The sequence below is a fragment of the Reichenbachiella faecimaris genome, from assembly GCF_900176375.1.
GTDB lineage: Bacteria > Bacteroidota > Bacteroidia > Cytophagales > Cyclobacteriaceae > Reichenbachiella > Reichenbachiella faecimaris.
Window position 1 is genome coordinate 477,179 of the sequence record NZ_FWYF01000003.1, and the last position, 16,813, is coordinate 493,991.

The following is a 16,813-nucleotide window of genomic DNA, read 5'->3' on the forward strand; positions in this document are numbered from 1 at the left end:
CCTAGCATAAGTGCTATTCTCAAGGGGACTTCTCACATGTGTTCGAAGTGACGAAGTAATTATGTTTGCTCCCTGCCTTTACGCATAAACAACTGCTTGCCTTTAGCCAGCAAAGAAGAGCGGCCGCCTAATAGAAACTCATTGACCACTTCAGCCATCTCAATGCATCTCAAGTAGCCAAATGACTTGTGCGCATTGTCAGTCTTCCATTCTTTGTAGTTGTTTTCCACATATTTGCCAATGGGCTTTACGCCTCGTACATTCTCTACATAATAATCAGCTAGGTTGTAGTGGGCACCTATATTGTCTTCTCTGTCGCAGAAGCTGTACCAGTTTTCTACGCCTTCAGGCGTAGGTGGGTAGGCTTCCTCCTCCTCCACAAAGGGCAAGTGATGATCCTTCATGATATTCTCACGGATCAAGGGCAGCCCCATGGGAGATCCCAGTGCCACAAAGTATTTTACTTTTACCCTATGTTTTAGTGACAACAAAACATCATAGGCAATAATTGAACCCATAGAATGCGCCACAAGCAGAATGTCCTTTCTTTTATTCTTCAATAGGAGTTTGATCAATCGACTTCTTACCTTGTTTCGGAAGTAGTCCTCAAACATCTGCTCGTTTTTAGGAGCCTCCTCGTTGTAGTAGATATCCAAATCTTTAAAGCCAATTTTCACAATAGCGTCAAAAGGTTTTCTAAACTTATTCAATCCTATTCTACTCAAGAAGATGATCTCCTTTATATATTGAATCAGATTTCTGAAAATTTGAATCAGCCCTTTTCTGGCATGGACTTGCAACTGTTTTTCTGAAATATAAGGTTCTTCTATAAACAAAGGATCGTCTTCATCTTTGCACTTCAAACTCAATGGAGTCGGATACAAGAGATCTGCCCAATACAGCATTTTAAAATCAAATTGAGTAGGACTTTTGTCAATTTTAGACAGCCCCTCTTCAATAGACCTTCGCCACCAGTGAGTCAATAGCCTTTTGGGAGGCTTGTTGCTCAGACCATGAATGCCTATGACGAGGGTTCGTTTTTTTACTTTAAATAAATTTCTGAGCAATGATTTCTGAGCCATACACTAGACACGTCTGTAATAGAATTTAACGCGTCACTAAAATAAGATATTATGATGAAGCCATCTCAAAAACTTATCATTTCGATTCCAATGATAATCGGGAGAGAAATCTCATTAGGATTTGCAACTGCATTTAATTTCAATAAGATTTCTCCCTGCGTCGAAAAGACATCAGTTTTCGTTTTTTGAAATGGATTAGTCAAAAACGAAAATTATCCTGCCTTCTCAATCCACCCTTGTACGTCTTCCAATGAAGGGTTCTTCACTTCTTTCAGCTTCAGTTTTTTACGTGTACCACAAACGTCGTTGAATAGCTTACTGTCTTTGGCTTCTGCGAACTGTTCTTTGGTCACCATACCTAGTTTCTGAAGGATTGGAATCAATTCTTTCACTACTCCCAATTCTTCGTATTGCCTTGAAGTCAAAGCTTCAATTTTCTTCTCAGGCTTCATCTGAGGGAAGAACAATACATCTTGGATAGAGTTTGAATTCGTCATCATCATGGATAAGCGATCTATACCTACGCCAAGTCCTGCAGTAGGAGGCATGCCATATTCTAGCGCTCTCAAGAAATCTTCGTCCAACACCATGGCTTCATCGTCACCACGTTTGCCAAGTTCTAATTGCTCTTCAAAACGCTTTCTTTGATCAATTGGATCGTTCAGTTCAGAGAAGGCATTGCAAATTTCTTTGCCATTGGCTACGGCTTCAAACCTTTCCACCAAACCGGGCTTACTTTTATGTTTTTTGGCCAAAGGTGACATTTCTACTGGGTAGTCTGTAATGAAGGTAGGCTGGATCAGCTGTCCTTCGCATTTCTCGCCAAAAATTTCATCAATCAATTTGGCCTTACCCATAGACTCGTCAGTCGGCACGTCCAGCTTCTTTGCAGTAGCTCTTAGTTCATCTTCTCCCATTTCTGAAATGTCCACGCCAGTGAAGTGCTCAATAGCCTCAAACATGGTATATCGTTTCCAAGGTCTCTGGAAGTTGATCACGTTCTCGCCCACTTGTACTTCAGTGGTGCCGTGTAGATCCAAAGCTACTTTTTCCACCATAGCTTCAGTTAAGTCCATCATCCATTCGTAATCTTTGTAGGCTACATAAAGCTCCACTTGCGTGAATTCAGGGTTGTGAAATCTTGACATGCCTTCGTTTCTGAAATCCTTAGAGAACTCAAAAACGCCATCATAGCCGCCCACGATCAAACGCTTTAGATACAATTCATTGGCAATACGCAAGTATAAGGTCATGTCCAGTGTATTGTGATGCGTTTTGAATGGACGTGCTGCAGCTCCACCATACAAGGGCTGTAGGATTGGTGTTTCTACTTCCAAATAACCTTTTTCAGCCAGGAAGTTTCTCATAGAGTTGACCAACTGCGTACGCTTTACGAACGTATCTCGCACTTCTGGATTCACGATCAAGTCTACATATCGCTGACGATATCTCAACTCAGGATCCGTGAAAGCGTCATAAGTCTTTGTGTTGCCATCTTCATCTTTGGCTTCTTTTACAATCGGAAGGGGTTTTAGTGATTTGGTTAATAATTTCAACTCCGTCACATGAATAGAAATTTCACCTACTTCTGTTGTGAAAACATATCCTTTGATGCCAATGATATCGCCAATGTCCATCATTTTTTTGAAGACATTGTTGTAATGACTTTTGTCCTCCCCAGGGCACAGGTCATCTCTTCTCAGATAGATTTGGATTCTGCCAGTTGAGTCTTGAATTTCGGCAAAGGAAGCAGATCCCATGATTCTTCGTGACATCAATCGTCCTGCGATAGAAATAGCCTTATAGTCCGTCTTTCGTTTTTCGTAATTTTCGTGAATGTCCTTAGTGGTCACGTTTACTTCAAAGGTGTCAGATGGATAAGGGTCAATACCAGATTCGATCAATTTTTCTCTGATCTGGCGTCTATTAATTTCCTGTTCGCTTAGAATCATTTTGTAATTTTTTAGAAGCCGCAAAATTAAGGTAAAATAGACGATTGGTGAAGGATTGGGAGGGGATGTTTTTATTGATATCTTCTTCCAGGTCATTTCGGAGTGAAACGAAGAAATCTTAACATAATTCCCTGAATGGTATTTATATAAGTTATATGATAAGATTTCTCTCCTTACCGCCCTCGGATCCGTTTGGTCAAAATGGTTAGGCGAGATAGAAAATTGTAATCAGAACAAAAAATATCTATTTTAGCCATCCAGCATTTTAAGAGCGATTAATTTGAGAATTAATCTGTAGCCAATAACCACGAAACATTTCCATTATGCATTTATTTTATCGACCAACCCTTAGCACCCAAGGACTGGTGTGTCTTGTCTGTATTCTTTTTTCATGTGTAGTATTTGCCAATGAACTCCCCTGTGGGCAGCGTCGTTTGTTCAAAGATGGAACAGAACTAACCTCTACCTACGATGCTGCCTATCACTATATTGAGGATGGTTCAATTACCATGAAGGATGGATTTGTGGCTAAGCCTGGTTTTAGTATAAAACCCAGCTTGGACTGTAGCCAGACTAGGCCTGCTTTGGAGGAGTTGGTCAGGAAGTATGCGCCAAGAGTTATCTATAGTTCGAAGGAAGATTATCATATTTCTAGTGTTGATTGGTATCTGGAGCGATCTTATTTGGGCTATTTTAGATCAATTACTGATTATGATATTGTATGTCCAGATGCATCCAATTGTGACTTAAAAAACGGAAACAGTGAAAATTATAGGTTAATAGGAAATGGTAGTACAAAGTATGGGGCTTTTGACAATGCCAAAATTTACGTTAACGTTCAAATGGCCTACTATCAGTCTGAACCATATTTGGAAGACGATATTGAAATTCAGTATTGGTTTTTTAATCCATGGAATGGAGATCAAGGTTCTTTTGAATTGGCATCACATCAAGGAGATTGGGAAGCAGTGAAGGTAATTATTAGCAATGAAGGGAAATTAAAATGGATTTTTGCATCGGCACACGGTAATTGGCACATGTATTACAAGAATGAGCTCGGTTTTGAGGGAGATCATCCAATATTGTACGCGGCTAATGAATCACATGCATTTTATAGTAATGGGGGCTATAATCATCCAGTTGTACCAAGGAAGGATCATTGTGGAGGTGGACCAAATTTGGATACATGGGAAATTGGCCGATATGAAATAATTGAAATAGATGACCAATTAAGAAATCACGCAATTGAAGCAAGTAATCCAGATTGGATGTACTTTATGGGGCGATGGGGGGGGACATTTTCAGGAACGAGTTTGGCTTCACAAAGTCCCATAACCCCACGTAAAAATTATGATCAATGGTTAGGGAAAAAACCTCTGGTGTATGTCATTGATGAAGGACTTGGGTTTAGATGGATTCCTTTTGATTATACAAAAAAAGGCATTCTTCCTCTAAATTTGGTAACAGGTTCATCGACTCTGTGTTATGGAAGCGATAAGAGTTATGCAATTGACGTAAATAAACCCTATACGGCGAAATGGTCTGCGACAGACAGGATGAGTACTAGATCTGGGTTGGGTTCAAGTTTTACCACACAAATGGCTTCTTCTATTAACTCAGGAAGTGGTACAATAAGTGCCGATATTACTGTCCAATATCCGAAGGGATACGACATTAATTATGGGGCTATAACCAAATATGTATGGCTCGGAGAGCCTACAGGTGGAGCTTTTAATATGAGCGAGCACTACCCTCAAAGTAGTGAAGGTAGTGCTAATGAAGACCATTTGACTCAAGAGGATCAAATGAGTACGACTGATCCAACTCCGAATTGTGGAAATACGATTATTTCTTTATCCTATGCAGGAGGGTTTACCCCAACTTCTGTGATATGGAGTAATACTGGGAATTTTACATTAAATAATGAAAGCCTGAGTTCGGTAAGTCTAATTGCAAATGAGGCTGGAGAAATTGCAGGAAGTTTAAATGTCACCGTGTTCAATGTTTGTGGTGGTTCCTATTCTACAGGATGGTATATAAATTATTTTTGTGGTGAAGAAGAGCCGTTGATGGCTCGAATCAGAGAAAGTGAAGAGTCTGAGTCTGGTTTGTTAAACGCCCAACTCCTCACCAACTATCAACTCTATCCTAATCCTACGACAGGCGAAGTGAGGATCGGATTGGTATCTAATGGAGAAGAATTTACCAATATCCGAGCAGAAGTATTTGATTTTTCAGGAAAAGTAGTAGAAGTTTTTATTGTGGACGAACTAGAGGGATCAATTTTTAACCTTGATCTTTCGGCTCAAGAAAAAGGGCTTTATATGGTTCGGGTATTTCAGGAAGAAGCTCCAGTATTTGAAAGTAAAATCGTAAAAAAATAATTCAGTATGACTTCGATAACTAATCTCATTAAATCATCAGTCTTTATTTTATCGCTGACCACTTTATGTACAACAAGGGCTTTAGCCCAATTCAGTACACCTAATAGCAATGGTGCCATTCATTATAATGGCGGTGATGTTGGAATTGGAACTACAAGTCCTTCCCAATTAGGAACGGATATTCCTACTCTCGATTTACGAGGTCAAAGGCCCCAACGAACGGGAGCGCTTAAAGGATATTCTTCTGACGAATCTATTGGTTGGACTATTATGCGAGCGGATGATAGTTCTGCACCAGATGGCTTAAATATTAGTACCAAAGATGCTGCTCCCATAAACTTTAGAACAGGAGGAACAGATCTTCGCTTTAGTATCAGGGAAAATGGCGACATAGGTGTTGGGACACTTACTCCATCATATACAGGAACGGATATTCCAACTCTCGATTTACGAGGTCAAAGGCCCCAACGAACGGGAGCGCTTAAAGGATATTCTTCTGACGAATCTATTGGTTGGAGTATCATGCGAGCCGATGATAGTTCATTGCCAGCAGGGTTGGTTATTAGTACGATAGACGCTGCCCCTATCAATTTTAGAGTAGGGCCTGACACTAAGATGAAAATTGATTCAAATGGTTATGTAGGGATAGGTACAATAAATCCAGACTCGAAACTTACGGTAGCGGGAAAAGTCCACGCTCAAGAAATCAAAGTGACAGTTAATGCAGGTGCCGATTTTGTGTTTGAAGAAAATTATGATCTAACACCACTCGAAGAATTGGATCAGTACGTGAAAGCAAATAAACATCTTCCAGAAATTGCGTCTGCCAAAGAAATGGAATCAGAGGGAATACTATTGGCGGAAACGAATATCAAGCTGTTACAAAAAATTGAGGAGTTAACACTTCATTTGATTGAGCAGAATAAACAGTTGCAAGAGCAAAAAAATGAAATTAGTATTATGAAAGAGCAGGTTAGCTCATTAATGTCTAAATAAATCAATTCTGTCATTTCTCACCTTGCAATGAGCATGTGAGAAATGACATTTTATCAATTTAATTTTATCACAAGGCTCGGTCATCTCTGAAAATTGGCTAATATTATAATCAATTTAACAACACACCTATGAGAAAAATTGACCAGCTCCTATCTGAATATGGCGAGAGCCATCAAAACCCAACCAACAAACTCATTCACTGGATATGTGTGCCAGCTATTTTTTGGAGTATTGTGGGCTTGTTTTGGTCTATTCCTAATGGCTTTTTGATTTCTGCTTTCCCGAATGTGAGTAGCCCTTTTCTCAATTGGGCCACGATCGCTTTGGTGGCTGTTTTATTATATTACTTCACGCTCTCTTTTTGGTTGTTTGTAGGCATGGCTGTAGCTGTCATGGGTTTTCTGTACCTCACTTTGTTTGTGGAGCAATTAGGCATGGCACCAGTATGGCAAATCAGTATTGGTGTTTTTGTGATCGCCTGGATTGGACAGTTTTACGGGCATAATGTAGAGGGTAAAAAACCCTCCTTCTTCAAGGATGTTCAGTTTCTAATGATCGGCCCAGCTTGGCTGATGCATTTCCTTTACAAAAAAATAGGGTTGCCTTATTAAGGTCAACCCCGATTTTTAAACCATTCTGTGCTTTATGCTTTAGTTACTCCCACTCCAAGGAGGAGTAATGCCATTTACTCTGGTGTAGGCGATAAGTTGCCCTTTATGCTCATAACTATGAGTTGCAATAATCATAATCAACGAGCGCTTGGTAAATGTTCCAAAAGGTAATGTGACCATCTCATTCATTTGGTCATCTTTTACATTGGCCACTGCAGCAGTAGAAAATGCATAAGCTTCATTGATAGCCTTCAGTATTTCGTCCTTGCTGGTTGTAGACTTTTCTAGACCATTCGCATCCAATCCTTCTGGTAGCGGAGTGCCCAAGGCACTTGATAGATTGTAAGTAGAAGCAGCAATGTGCAAAATCACTTCAGAAACACTCCGAACACCTTCAGCTGGTCTCCATGCGTATTTGTCTTGAGGAATGGCTTCGATTAGTTTGACGATCTGGCCTTGACTATAGCTCATGCTACCTGCAAACTCTTGCTGGTAAGTGGTTGGTTGAGTGGCATCTTGCGCTGTAGCCAAGAAAGGAGCAATAAGTAAAATGTAAAGTAAGTTTTTCATGGTATTTGTTTTAGTTATGGTCATGAAACGGCTGGTATTAACTAGAGTTAGCTTTGGTTTGTCTTTTTTTTAACTTTGGCTTATGGCGAAATACATAGCATTGCTACGAGGTATAAATGTCAGCGGACAGAAGCTGATAAAAATGGATGCATTGAGAACCTCCTTGAGTAAACTCAAATATGAAAATATCCAAACTTACATACAGAGTGGGAATATCATCTTTGAGTCCTCAGAAACAGATCAAAGAAAATTAGAAGATCAAATACACCAAAATATTCAAGACAGTTTTGGGTTTGATGTGCCAGTCATTGTTCGGTCACAAGCAGAATGGAGGACTACTTTCAATAATAATCCCTTTGTCAATGATCGCAATGAGGATATTACTAAACTGTATGTCACATTGTTGTCTGATGAACCAAAATCAGAGAATTTTGAAGTGTTATTAAATTTCCGTGATTGGCCTGAGGAGATGATTTTGAAAGGACAAAACCTGTACATATTCTATACGATGGGGGCCGGAACGTCAAAATTGGATCTCAATACTATAGAGCGAAAACTAAAAGTACAAGGTACGTCAAGAAATTGGAAGACCACTACCAAGCTGATGCAAATGCTTGATGACTAATGCCACTCCACCAGGGCAATTTCTGAGTGGATACCCCATTCATCAAATCGTTCTAACCAAAAAAGCTGTTTTTCGGATAAGTGATCGTTAGGTGATTTGACTTCATAAAAGGAGTATGTTTTTTCTCTCCAAACGAACAAATCAGGAAAGCCAGTAGATCGGTTTTTTGGATCAATAGCCATCTCAGCCAATAGGGCTTTGATCTGCTTCAATTTGGCAAAAGCTAGAAACTGCCACATGGCGTCCATCATGCTCACCTCCCAGTGAACGAATGGGTTTGCCACTCCGTCATAGGATTTAAAGCTCTGTTTTAAGACTTTGGCTAATTGTTTTTTGGACTTTGTAGTTTGAAGTTTGTCAGTGATGGCTTTCTTGCGTTTTTCATAAAAGTCCTTTCCATAAATGTCAGAAGGATTACGCTGAAGTGGTTGGTGCAGGCTGTTGTATTGTGGGTCGAATATTTCTTCCCAAAAGAACAACCCAAAGACATTTCTGCCAATCGAATTTTCAGCGTGATAACCTTGATATCCCAAAGATTCAAAATAAGCCAATGCCCCTTGCTCCACACGGTATTGATAGCTTGAATCAACTGGTATTACCATGCCTTCCTTCTGTCTAATGGTGGTCGTTTTTAGTTTCTTTTCCAGCTTGTTGATGACATCCAGTGCGATGTAATATTCTTTGTTGTCGTTAGGGTTTTCTAGTATTTGCTGTGCCAGGGCTAAGGACTTATCAAAGTCCTTTTGTTTGTTGTAGATTCTAATTCTTCGTTCTCTCAGTGGAGCCGCAGAAGACAAGTGATAGAGTTCAAGTGCCTGATCAAAATGCTTATGTTTTTCTAAGTGGTAGCCCACTTTATGCAATAACTTATCAGCGCGTCGTTTGGCCTTTTCCATATTTAGGAAGTAGCCAATTTCTATTTCCTTAAACCACTCATACACAGACAATGGAGAAACAGCTTCTTCCAAAAGATAGAATTCCTTGCTGAGTTGTGAAAGATGCATGACTGCTTCTGCCTCTTCTCTAGAGTCGAATGATGTGCCCAATTTGGATTCATCCACTTCCATAAATTTGGCATGCCCCACATCTCGAATCACAAAATCAGACATGTCCCCATGATTATGTCCAAAGAAGAAAAGTTTGATCATATCCAATTCTTCCTTTGCACTTTGCGTAATTATGGAGTTTGAGTAAAATGTTTCTGTCAGCAGATCAAGATCGCAGGTCTCTAACAGCTCAAGAATCAACTGGTCTTTTTTGAGTTTCTTGTCTATCTGAAAGTCCAGAGCCTTTAAGCGTTGGATGATCTCAGGCTTGGTGTAAATGTTGATTAACTGAAAGCACTCTTCTATTTCCAGAATTGTTTTTTTGGTTAGCAAGTTGTTTTCAAGCAATTCTTCATGAGCTTCGTCCAGATTTATAATCTCCTGATAGATGAGTTTTTCCTTACGAAAAAATTGACCCTTGCGATTACTCATTCTCACATAGAGGCATTGCGCGTCCTCAGAAAGCGACATAAAGGTTGAAATGAAATCTAATTCAAGACTGGAGAGTAAGGGCTCATATTTACCAAGAACGAAATTGAGGACATATCTGAAATTGTCCAAATAATACTTCTCTGGTAATATGATTTTGTCCTGATTGACCATCCAGAGCAAAAATAGAAGCAACAAGTACCTTTTTTGAGATTCCTGCGTTTTATTTGACACACGAATCTGTGAAATGACTAATTACTATCACATATTGGGTGTGCCTTCCAATGCCACTGATGCTGAGTTAAAAGCAGCCTTTAAGCGAAAGGCGTTGAGTTATCATCCAGACAAGCATGATGGAGATAAGGATATGGAAGAACTGTTTAAGCAGGTGAATGAAGCTTATCAGGTGCTATCCAATTCATATAAAAGATCAAAGCATGACATGATGCTAAGGTATGGGCGAGTCACTCGTACCACAGTTACTCATACGTATCAGGGTCATCGTCAGCCTCAGCCTGGGCGCCCAAGATATTATGCTCCTCAAATGAGCAATTGGAAGGCGACAGCTTATGCCTTTCTGTTTGCTTTTACGATTGCTCTGATTATGACCACAGGTATGTATATCAATGAACAGTATAAAGCACGTGTGAAAGCTGAACTCCTAGCAGGTAGAAGAAGCACATTCGAGCAAGTAAAGTCAGCGCATGTGCAAGGAGATCTGAAGCAAAGTCTACAACTCTTGAGTGGCTTGGGACATTTCTGGACTGAAGAGCAAGACATGAGAGACTTCAAAGATTTGCTACTGGTAGAAATTAAGAATAAAGGAGATAATTATTTGGCTGATGGCAATTATCAATTGGCCATCTCACATTATGATATGCTCAAAGACTATTCAGTGAGTAATACCATTTCTTACATGAAAAAAATTGCAACCGCCTATCAAGGAATGGGTGAAGTGGGCAAGGCATTGGAGGTCTATCAGATGATGCATTTGTATGGGTATCGGACAGCCAGTTTTTATTTGGAAATGGGATCGCTGTATGAAAACGGCATGCAAGATTTGGGTCAAGCTTTAAATTATTATCAGATAGGTGCAGAAATGGCTTCTTCAGAATACGAGGTGACCATAGGAAGTGCTTACCCAATTGTGATCAATGCCAATATGGTGCCTGCCTCTCATTATGACATCTATATGAAGGTGGCGCAAACTCACTTGAATTTGAATCAATACCAAGAAGCAGTGGATGCAATATCCTGGACGAAAGAGATCTGGCCTGATAGTTTGCTACAATATGAAATTGAAGCTCGGAGTTTTCAAGGCATGGGGAGGTTATCCGCTATGAGACAAACAATTACTCATGCAAAATCTATCGACCCTGAATTCTCATTAGACTAAGCATACCGTTAATCAAATCTTTTTCGTGTAATGGTGATTTAATTTTATTTTTGATAAAAACCATTACCGTATATGCCCCAACCTCAATTTCGTTATTTGCTTGTAGCCTTTTGCTTATGCATTTGTACTATGGCATTGGGCCAACGTCGAGCGCTGGAACCATTCGACATACTCCATTACCAATTTGATATTAGTCTAAATGATACCTCCAATGTGGTGTTCGTGAAGGCAAGGATAATCATTTCTTATTCTGACAAAGTACCCGAATACACCATTCTTGACTTAGCGAGTCCATCCGGCGAAACAGGGATGAAAGTAACAGCGCTAACTATCAATGATACCAGTGTTCCATTTGAGCACAGATCTGATCAATTGAAAATATCAACCCCACCTTCCATTCATAGAGGAGATACATCAGAGGTTTATGTTTCGTATACTGGCCTGCCTGATAATGGGTTGATAATTTCTAAAAATGCCCATGGAGATCGAACATTCTTTGCTGAGCACTGGCCAAATCGAGCACATAGATGGCTGCCAGTGGTAGATCATCCATCCGAAAAAGCCACCTGCGAATTTATTGTAAACACACCATCAAAATATAAAGTGGTAGCGAATGGAGATTTGCAAAATGAAAATGAAATAAATCCAGGATGGAAAAGAACAGTGTGGAAAATGAGTCAACCAATTTCCGCGAAAGTGATGGTTATTGGTGTAGCCGAGTTTACCACAAAAAAGTTAGACGACAAGGGTATGATCACGGCCTGGGTTTATAAGAAATCAGCTGAGAAAGCTTTGAATGATTTTGCAGAAGCGCCTGCAATATTCAAAGCCCTAGAAAATTTGATGGGTGAATATCCTTTTTCTAAATGTGATCAAGTGGAATCTACAACCAGATTTGGAGGTATGGAAAATGCCGGAAACATTTTTTATCCTGAGAAATCACTAGAAGGAAAGCAAAAAATAAATGCGACCATAGCGCATGAAATAGGGCATCAGTGGTTTGGGAATGCCGTGACTGAGAAGGATTGGGCTGACATTTGGATTAGCGAAGGTTTTGCTTCCTTTCTGGAAAACTACTGGGTAGAAGAAGTGCTTGGAAAAGAAAAATTGCAGGCCAAGCTTGAAAAGGAAGAAGCTAAAATTTTAAACTATCAGAAGAAAAACCCAAAACAAACAGTCATTCAGCAAAACTTTGATCATCTGGATAATCTTATGAATGCCCTGACCTATGATCAGGCGGCTTGGGTATTGCGAATGCTTCAACATAAAGTAGGGAAGGAAAAGTTTCGTCAAATCATTTTTACATTCTACGAGCGATTCAAGTTTAGTGCGGCGAGTACGCAGGATTTTATTGATGTAGCCAATGAGGTTTCATTGCTTGATTTGTCAAATTTTTTCCAACAGTGGTATTACATGCCTGGAGCACCTAAAGTAGCGTATAATTGGAAGTACAGAAAGAAAAAGCTGGTTTTGGAGTTTGAGCAGTTGACTAATTATGTGTACCAATTGGATGTAGATATTCAAGTGAAATATCAAAACATGAATTTCGAAATCAAGCAGGTTAAGCTTTGGGAAAGAGAGCAAACCATAGAATTTTCCTGTGATGAACCTTCGGAAATCGTGGTTGATCCTTTGAATATAGTTTTAGGCAGATTTCATGAAAAATGAGTACCAGTAGATTGATAATTAGGAAAGGAACGATTGAGGAAGTGGTCACCCTAAGTCGGCAGATTCCAGAATTTGATAACCCCCATAAGGCCAAAGTTTACGAGCAACGGCTGAACGAAAACCAACATCTTATTGCCATAGCAGAATTGGACAGGGAATTGGCAGGATTTAAGGTGGGCTATGACAAATTCAATGACAAATCTTTTTATACATGGATGGGTGGCGTACTGCCGCAGTTTAGAAAATCTGGAGTAGCCAAAGCCTTGGCTCAATTCCAAGAGGAATTTGCATTGATGCATGGATTTGAAACTATAGTGCTCAAAACCAGAAACAAGCATAAAAACATGCTCCACTTCGCCTTAAGTTCTGGATTCGACATCATTGAAGTGGAAGTCAAATCAGACACTTTAGAAAATCGAATAATTTTAAGAAAAAAATTAAATAATTAGCAATAGGATTGCCGCTTGTACCATTTCATCTGGCATTTCTTTTTGAATCACATATATTGAATGAAAATATCAGATGACGCAGTAGGCCTTGCTTTTTGAAGTGCTGTCTTTGATGAAAGCTAGGTGATCTAACAATAATTTATTACGCATGAAATTAAAAATGAGCCTGTTGGCTGTCCTCTTGGGCATGTATAGTCTACTAGTAGCACAAGAAAAATATATTGTGACTATAGATTTGAAAACTGTGGTGGATGATAAAGTGAAAGTCAGTTGTACGCTACCCAAAGTGGAAGTTGATGAGATCGAATTCAGAGTTCCCAAAATAGTGCCAGGTACTTATTCCGTGTATGACTTTGGGAGGTTTTTTACAGATTTCAAAGCGTACGACATGGAAGGCAACGAGTTAGAGACCGAGCGCATCACTGACAATCGAATTTTGATAAAAAACAGCTCAAAACTGAGCGATATCTCTTATTGGATAGAAGATACATTTGATTCAGAAAAGGACAATTTCATATTTGAACCAGCTGGAACTAACATTGAAGAAGGAAAGAATTACGTAATCAATACTTTTGGTTTTGTAGGTTATCTACAAGGGCAAAAAGACCATTTGTACGAATTACATGTTGATTATCCTAAAGGTATGTATGGAGCGTCTTCGTTAGACAAAGTATCTATCAGTGACTCGTCTGATGTTTTTTTAGCCACCAATTATTTTGATTTGGCTGATAGTCCGATTATGTATGCCGAACCTGATACGACTACATTTGAGGTAGGGGGTGCTGAAATTTTGATTTCTATTTACTCACCTAATCAGGCACTTGATCCACTTTTCGTAAAGGAGCAAGTGGAGCCAACGCTCAAAGCGCAATATCAATACCTGGGAGAATTGCCAGTAGATAGATATGCGTTTATTATCTACCTATTTGATAACAATCCACTATCTGGAAAGCTGGGTGCTTTAGAGCACTCTTATTCCTCTTTTTATAGCTTGCCGGAAATAGATCCTTACCGGCTGGGTCAGGTGGTTCGCGACGTGGCTGCACACGAATTTTTTCATATTCTGACTCCTTTGAATATCCACTCTGAAGAAATTGGCAATTTTGATTTTATCAATCCAAAAATGTCCAAGCACCTCTGGATGTACGAAGGTGTAACAGAATATGCAGCCGGCTTAGCGCAAGTGAAATATGGAGAGATGGCTTTGGCCGATTATCTGGCTGTGATAGATGGCAAGATCAACAATTCGCGTGAAAGATTTAATGATCAATTGCCATTTACCAAACTTAGCCTTCATTGCTTAGATAGCACAGCAGCTGAATATGGAAACGTATACCAAAAGGGTGCCTTGATTGGTATGTCTTTGGATTTGCTGTTGAGAGAATTGTCTGAAGGAGAATATGGCGTTCAGAATCTCATGCATGATCTGGCTAAGAAATACGGGAAAACATTGTCGTTTAAAGACAGTGAGCTGTTTGATACCATTACCAAAATGACGTATCCAGAAGTACGGGAGTTTTTTTCCACGCATGTAGAGGGCTCCACCCCAATTCCCTATGAAGAGTATTTAGCAAAAGCAGGTGTGCTATACGAGCCTGCTCGAACGGAAAAGGAATTGTCACTAGGCCATATTAGCTTTTCAGTAAATGAATCAGACAACAGGCTGGTCATACAATCCATTGATCAGATGAATTTTTTTGGTCAGGAAATGGGCTATTTGGAGAAGGATATCATCTACAAATTTGATGATGTAGAGATTGATATAGAAAACTATGAAGAGGAATTTTTAGCCTTCAATAATCGTCATCAAGTGGGGGATAAAATTAGGGCTGTCGTTTTGAGAACGGACGAAAAAGGCAAGCAGAAAAAAATAAAACTAAAAGCTGAGGCCATGTTCGTAGACGTGAAAATCGAGTCTTCCATCTCAGTCATGGAAAATCCTACGAATGCCCAACTTGCCTTACGAAAGGCATGGATAAACAAATAATATGAAGAAAGAGAATCGAAATCACATGATGTCTGCGTACACGAAAAAGGTTAAAAATTTCTTCATATTAAATCGCTGATATTCGCTCGGTTCGCTTGTAGATTAAAGTAAAATTTTCCATTTTACTATAGAACTAATTCCTACATTGATATGGCGAAGAAAGGTAGTGAGAAAAAAATATTTGTCCTTGATACATCCGTAATTCTCTTTTCACATGACTCTATAATGAACTTTGCAGAGCATGATGTGGGGATTCCAATTACTGTTCTTGAAGAACTGGATAATTTCAAAAAAGGTAATGATACCATCAATTTTGAAGCACGTGAATTTGCACGCTTATTGGATGGCTTGGCCAAGGATCATATGCTTCAGGATTGGATCCCATTGAATGGCAATACGAGAGGAAAGTTCAAGGTGCTGATGCACTCAGAAGCTGAGCCTGAGTTTGACGCAGTCAAAGTTTTTGGCGAAAGGAAAAACGATCATAAGATTCTCAATGCCGCACTCAGACTCAAGAAAGAAGAGAAAGGGCGTAAAGTCATTTTAGTATCGAAAGACATCAATTTGAGATTGAAGGCCAAATCTTTGGATCTCACAGCTGAAGACTACGAAACGGGCAAAATCAAAGATGCCTCTGAACTGGTCACAGGCAAATATGAAATCAACAAAGTGCCTGCTACCACCATAGATACCTTGTATAAAAAGGGAGAAGTAGAACCCAAAAAAATATCGAAGACCTACGAGTTTCAAAACAATGGCTACTACATCCTGAAAAGTCCCAAGAATTCGGCCCTGAGTTTTTACAATCCAGTGACTGAAATGATGGGTCACGTAGAAAAGAAAACGGTATACAATATCAAACCCAGAAATGCAGAACAGGCTTTTGCCATTCATTGCATGATGAATCCTGACGTGAGGTTAGCTGCTATTACTGGCATGGCTGGTACGGGTAAAACTTTATTGGCATTGGCCTGTGCTTTGGAGCAGAAGCGAGAGTTCAAACAAATCTATCTGGCCAGACCCATTGTACCATTGAGCAACAAAGACATTGGCTATTTGCCAGGGGATATCAAGTCCAAACTCAATCCATATATGGAGCCACTTTGGGACAACTTAAAATTCATCCAAAATCACTATAAAGAGACAGATAAGGAATACAAACGGTTGACAGATATGGTGAATCAGGAAAAGCTATTAATTACGCCATTGGCTTATATCAGAGGCAGAAGTTTGTCCAATATCTACTTCATTGTGGACGAGGCACAAAACTTAACGCCACACGAGGTAAAAACGATTATTACTCGTGCTGGAGAAAACACCAAAATTGTGTTCACTGGAGATATTCATCAGATTGATACCCCTTATTTGGACTCACAAAGTAATGGCTTGTCATATCTGGTAGATCGACTGCAAGGTCAGGAGCTTTTTGCCAATATCAATCTCGAAAAAGGTGAGCGGTCTGAATTGGCAAATCTGGCGAATGAGTTGTTGTAATGAGTGGAGGGATTGGATTTTCTAAGCAGGGTAGGCAAAGTTTCGATGACAACCGAAAAATTTTAAAAGCTACCCAGCCATATTATAGATCAAAAAAGGATAAGTTTTTCTCTAAAAAGAATGT

13 protein-coding genes are annotated in these 16,813 nt (G+C 39.6%); 9 read left to right on the top strand and 4 right to left on the bottom strand.

Annotation, left to right across the window (positions count from 1 at the left end; all coding sequences use genetic code 11):
- Positions 1–59: 59 nt before the first annotated feature.
- On the bottom strand, positions 60–1,082 hold the full coding sequence (locus tag B9A58_RS14795; RefSeq protein WP_084373646.1) for a lipase/acyltransferase domain-containing protein: 1,023 nt from the start codon (positions 1,080–1,082) through the stop codon (positions 60–62).
- Positions 1,083–1,294: 212 nt separating this feature from the next.
- Positions 1,295–3,034, bottom strand: a complete 1,740-nt coding sequence (gene lysS, locus B9A58_RS14800; protein ID WP_084373647.1) for a lysine--tRNA ligase — start codon at positions 3,032–3,034, stop codon at positions 1,295–1,297.
- Between the two features lie 323 nt (positions 3,035–3,357).
- Here lysS and B9A58_RS14805 point away from each other — a divergent pair, with 323 nt between their 5' ends.
- From B9A58_RS14805 to B9A58_RS14815, 3 genes are all read left to right on the top strand, one after another.
- Positions 3,358–5,418, top strand: coding sequence for a Vps62-related protein (locus B9A58_RS14805; protein WP_084373648.1), 2,061 nt, complete (start codon positions 3,358–3,360; stop codon positions 5,416–5,418).
- Between the two features lie 6 nt (positions 5,419–5,424).
- Positions 5,425–6,414 (top strand): vacuolar protein sorting family 37 protein, encoded by a 990-nt coding sequence (locus tag B9A58_RS14810; RefSeq protein WP_084373649.1) that lies wholly within the window; start codon positions 5,425–5,427, stop codon positions 6,412–6,414.
- A gap of 128 nt (positions 6,415–6,542) precedes the next feature.
- Entirely contained in the window at positions 6,543–7,025 is a 483-nt protein-coding gene (locus B9A58_RS14815) for an Mpo1 family 2-hydroxy fatty acid dioxygenase (RefSeq protein WP_084373650.1), read from the top strand.
- Between the two features lie 39 nt (positions 7,026–7,064).
- Here the strand turns inward: B9A58_RS14815 and B9A58_RS14820 are convergent, their stop codons facing one another.
- Positions 7,065–7,595, bottom strand: coding sequence for a DinB family protein (locus B9A58_RS14820; RefSeq protein WP_176214796.1), 531 nt, complete (start codon positions 7,593–7,595; stop codon positions 7,065–7,067).
- A gap of 82 nt (positions 7,596–7,677) precedes the next feature.
- Here B9A58_RS14820 and B9A58_RS14825 point away from each other — a divergent pair, with 82 nt between their 5' ends.
- On the top strand, positions 7,678–8,220 hold the full coding sequence (locus B9A58_RS14825; protein ID WP_084373652.1) for a DUF1697 domain-containing protein: 543 nt from the start codon (positions 7,678–7,680) through the stop codon (positions 8,218–8,220).
- Here B9A58_RS14825 and B9A58_RS14830 read toward each other — a convergent pair.
- Complete coding sequence (locus B9A58_RS14830; protein WP_139793910.1) at positions 8,217–9,890, bottom strand: VRR-NUC domain-containing protein; 1,674 nt, start codon at positions 9,888–9,890, stop codon at positions 8,217–8,219. The genes B9A58_RS14825 and B9A58_RS14830 overlap by 4 nt on opposite strands.
- A gap of 52 nt (positions 9,891–9,942) precedes the next feature.
- On the opposite strand from B9A58_RS14830, the gene B9A58_RS14835 reads away from it, so the two are divergent.
- The 5 genes from B9A58_RS14835 to B9A58_RS14855 all read left to right on the top strand — a co-directional run bounded on the left by B9A58_RS14835 (position 9,943) and on the right by B9A58_RS14855 (position 16,689).
- Complete coding sequence (locus B9A58_RS14835) at positions 9,943–11,091, top strand: J domain-containing protein (protein ID WP_084373654.1); 1,149 nt, start codon at positions 9,943–9,945, stop codon at positions 11,089–11,091.
- Positions 11,092–11,220: 129 nt separating this feature from the next.
- Positions 11,221–12,759 (top strand): M1 family metallopeptidase, encoded by a 1,539-nt coding sequence (locus B9A58_RS14840; protein WP_176214797.1) that lies wholly within the window; start codon positions 11,221–11,223, stop codon positions 12,757–12,759.
- A complete protein-coding gene (locus B9A58_RS14845) occupies positions 12,756–13,208 on the top strand; it encodes a GNAT family N-acetyltransferase (RefSeq protein ID WP_084373656.1) in 453 nt (150 codons plus the stop codon). The genes B9A58_RS14840 and B9A58_RS14845 overlap by 4 nt, the downstream gene beginning before the upstream one ends.
- Positions 13,209–13,356: 148 nt before the next feature.
- On the top strand, positions 13,357–15,195 hold the full coding sequence (locus B9A58_RS14850) for a M61 family metallopeptidase (protein ID WP_084373657.1): 1,839 nt from the start codon (positions 13,357–13,359) through the stop codon (positions 15,193–15,195).
- 144 nt (positions 15,196–15,339) lie between these two features.
- Positions 15,340–16,689, top strand: coding sequence for a PhoH family protein (locus B9A58_RS14855; protein WP_394334433.1), 1,350 nt, complete (start codon positions 15,340–15,342; stop codon positions 16,687–16,689).
- Positions 16,690–16,813 lie beyond the last annotated feature (124 nt).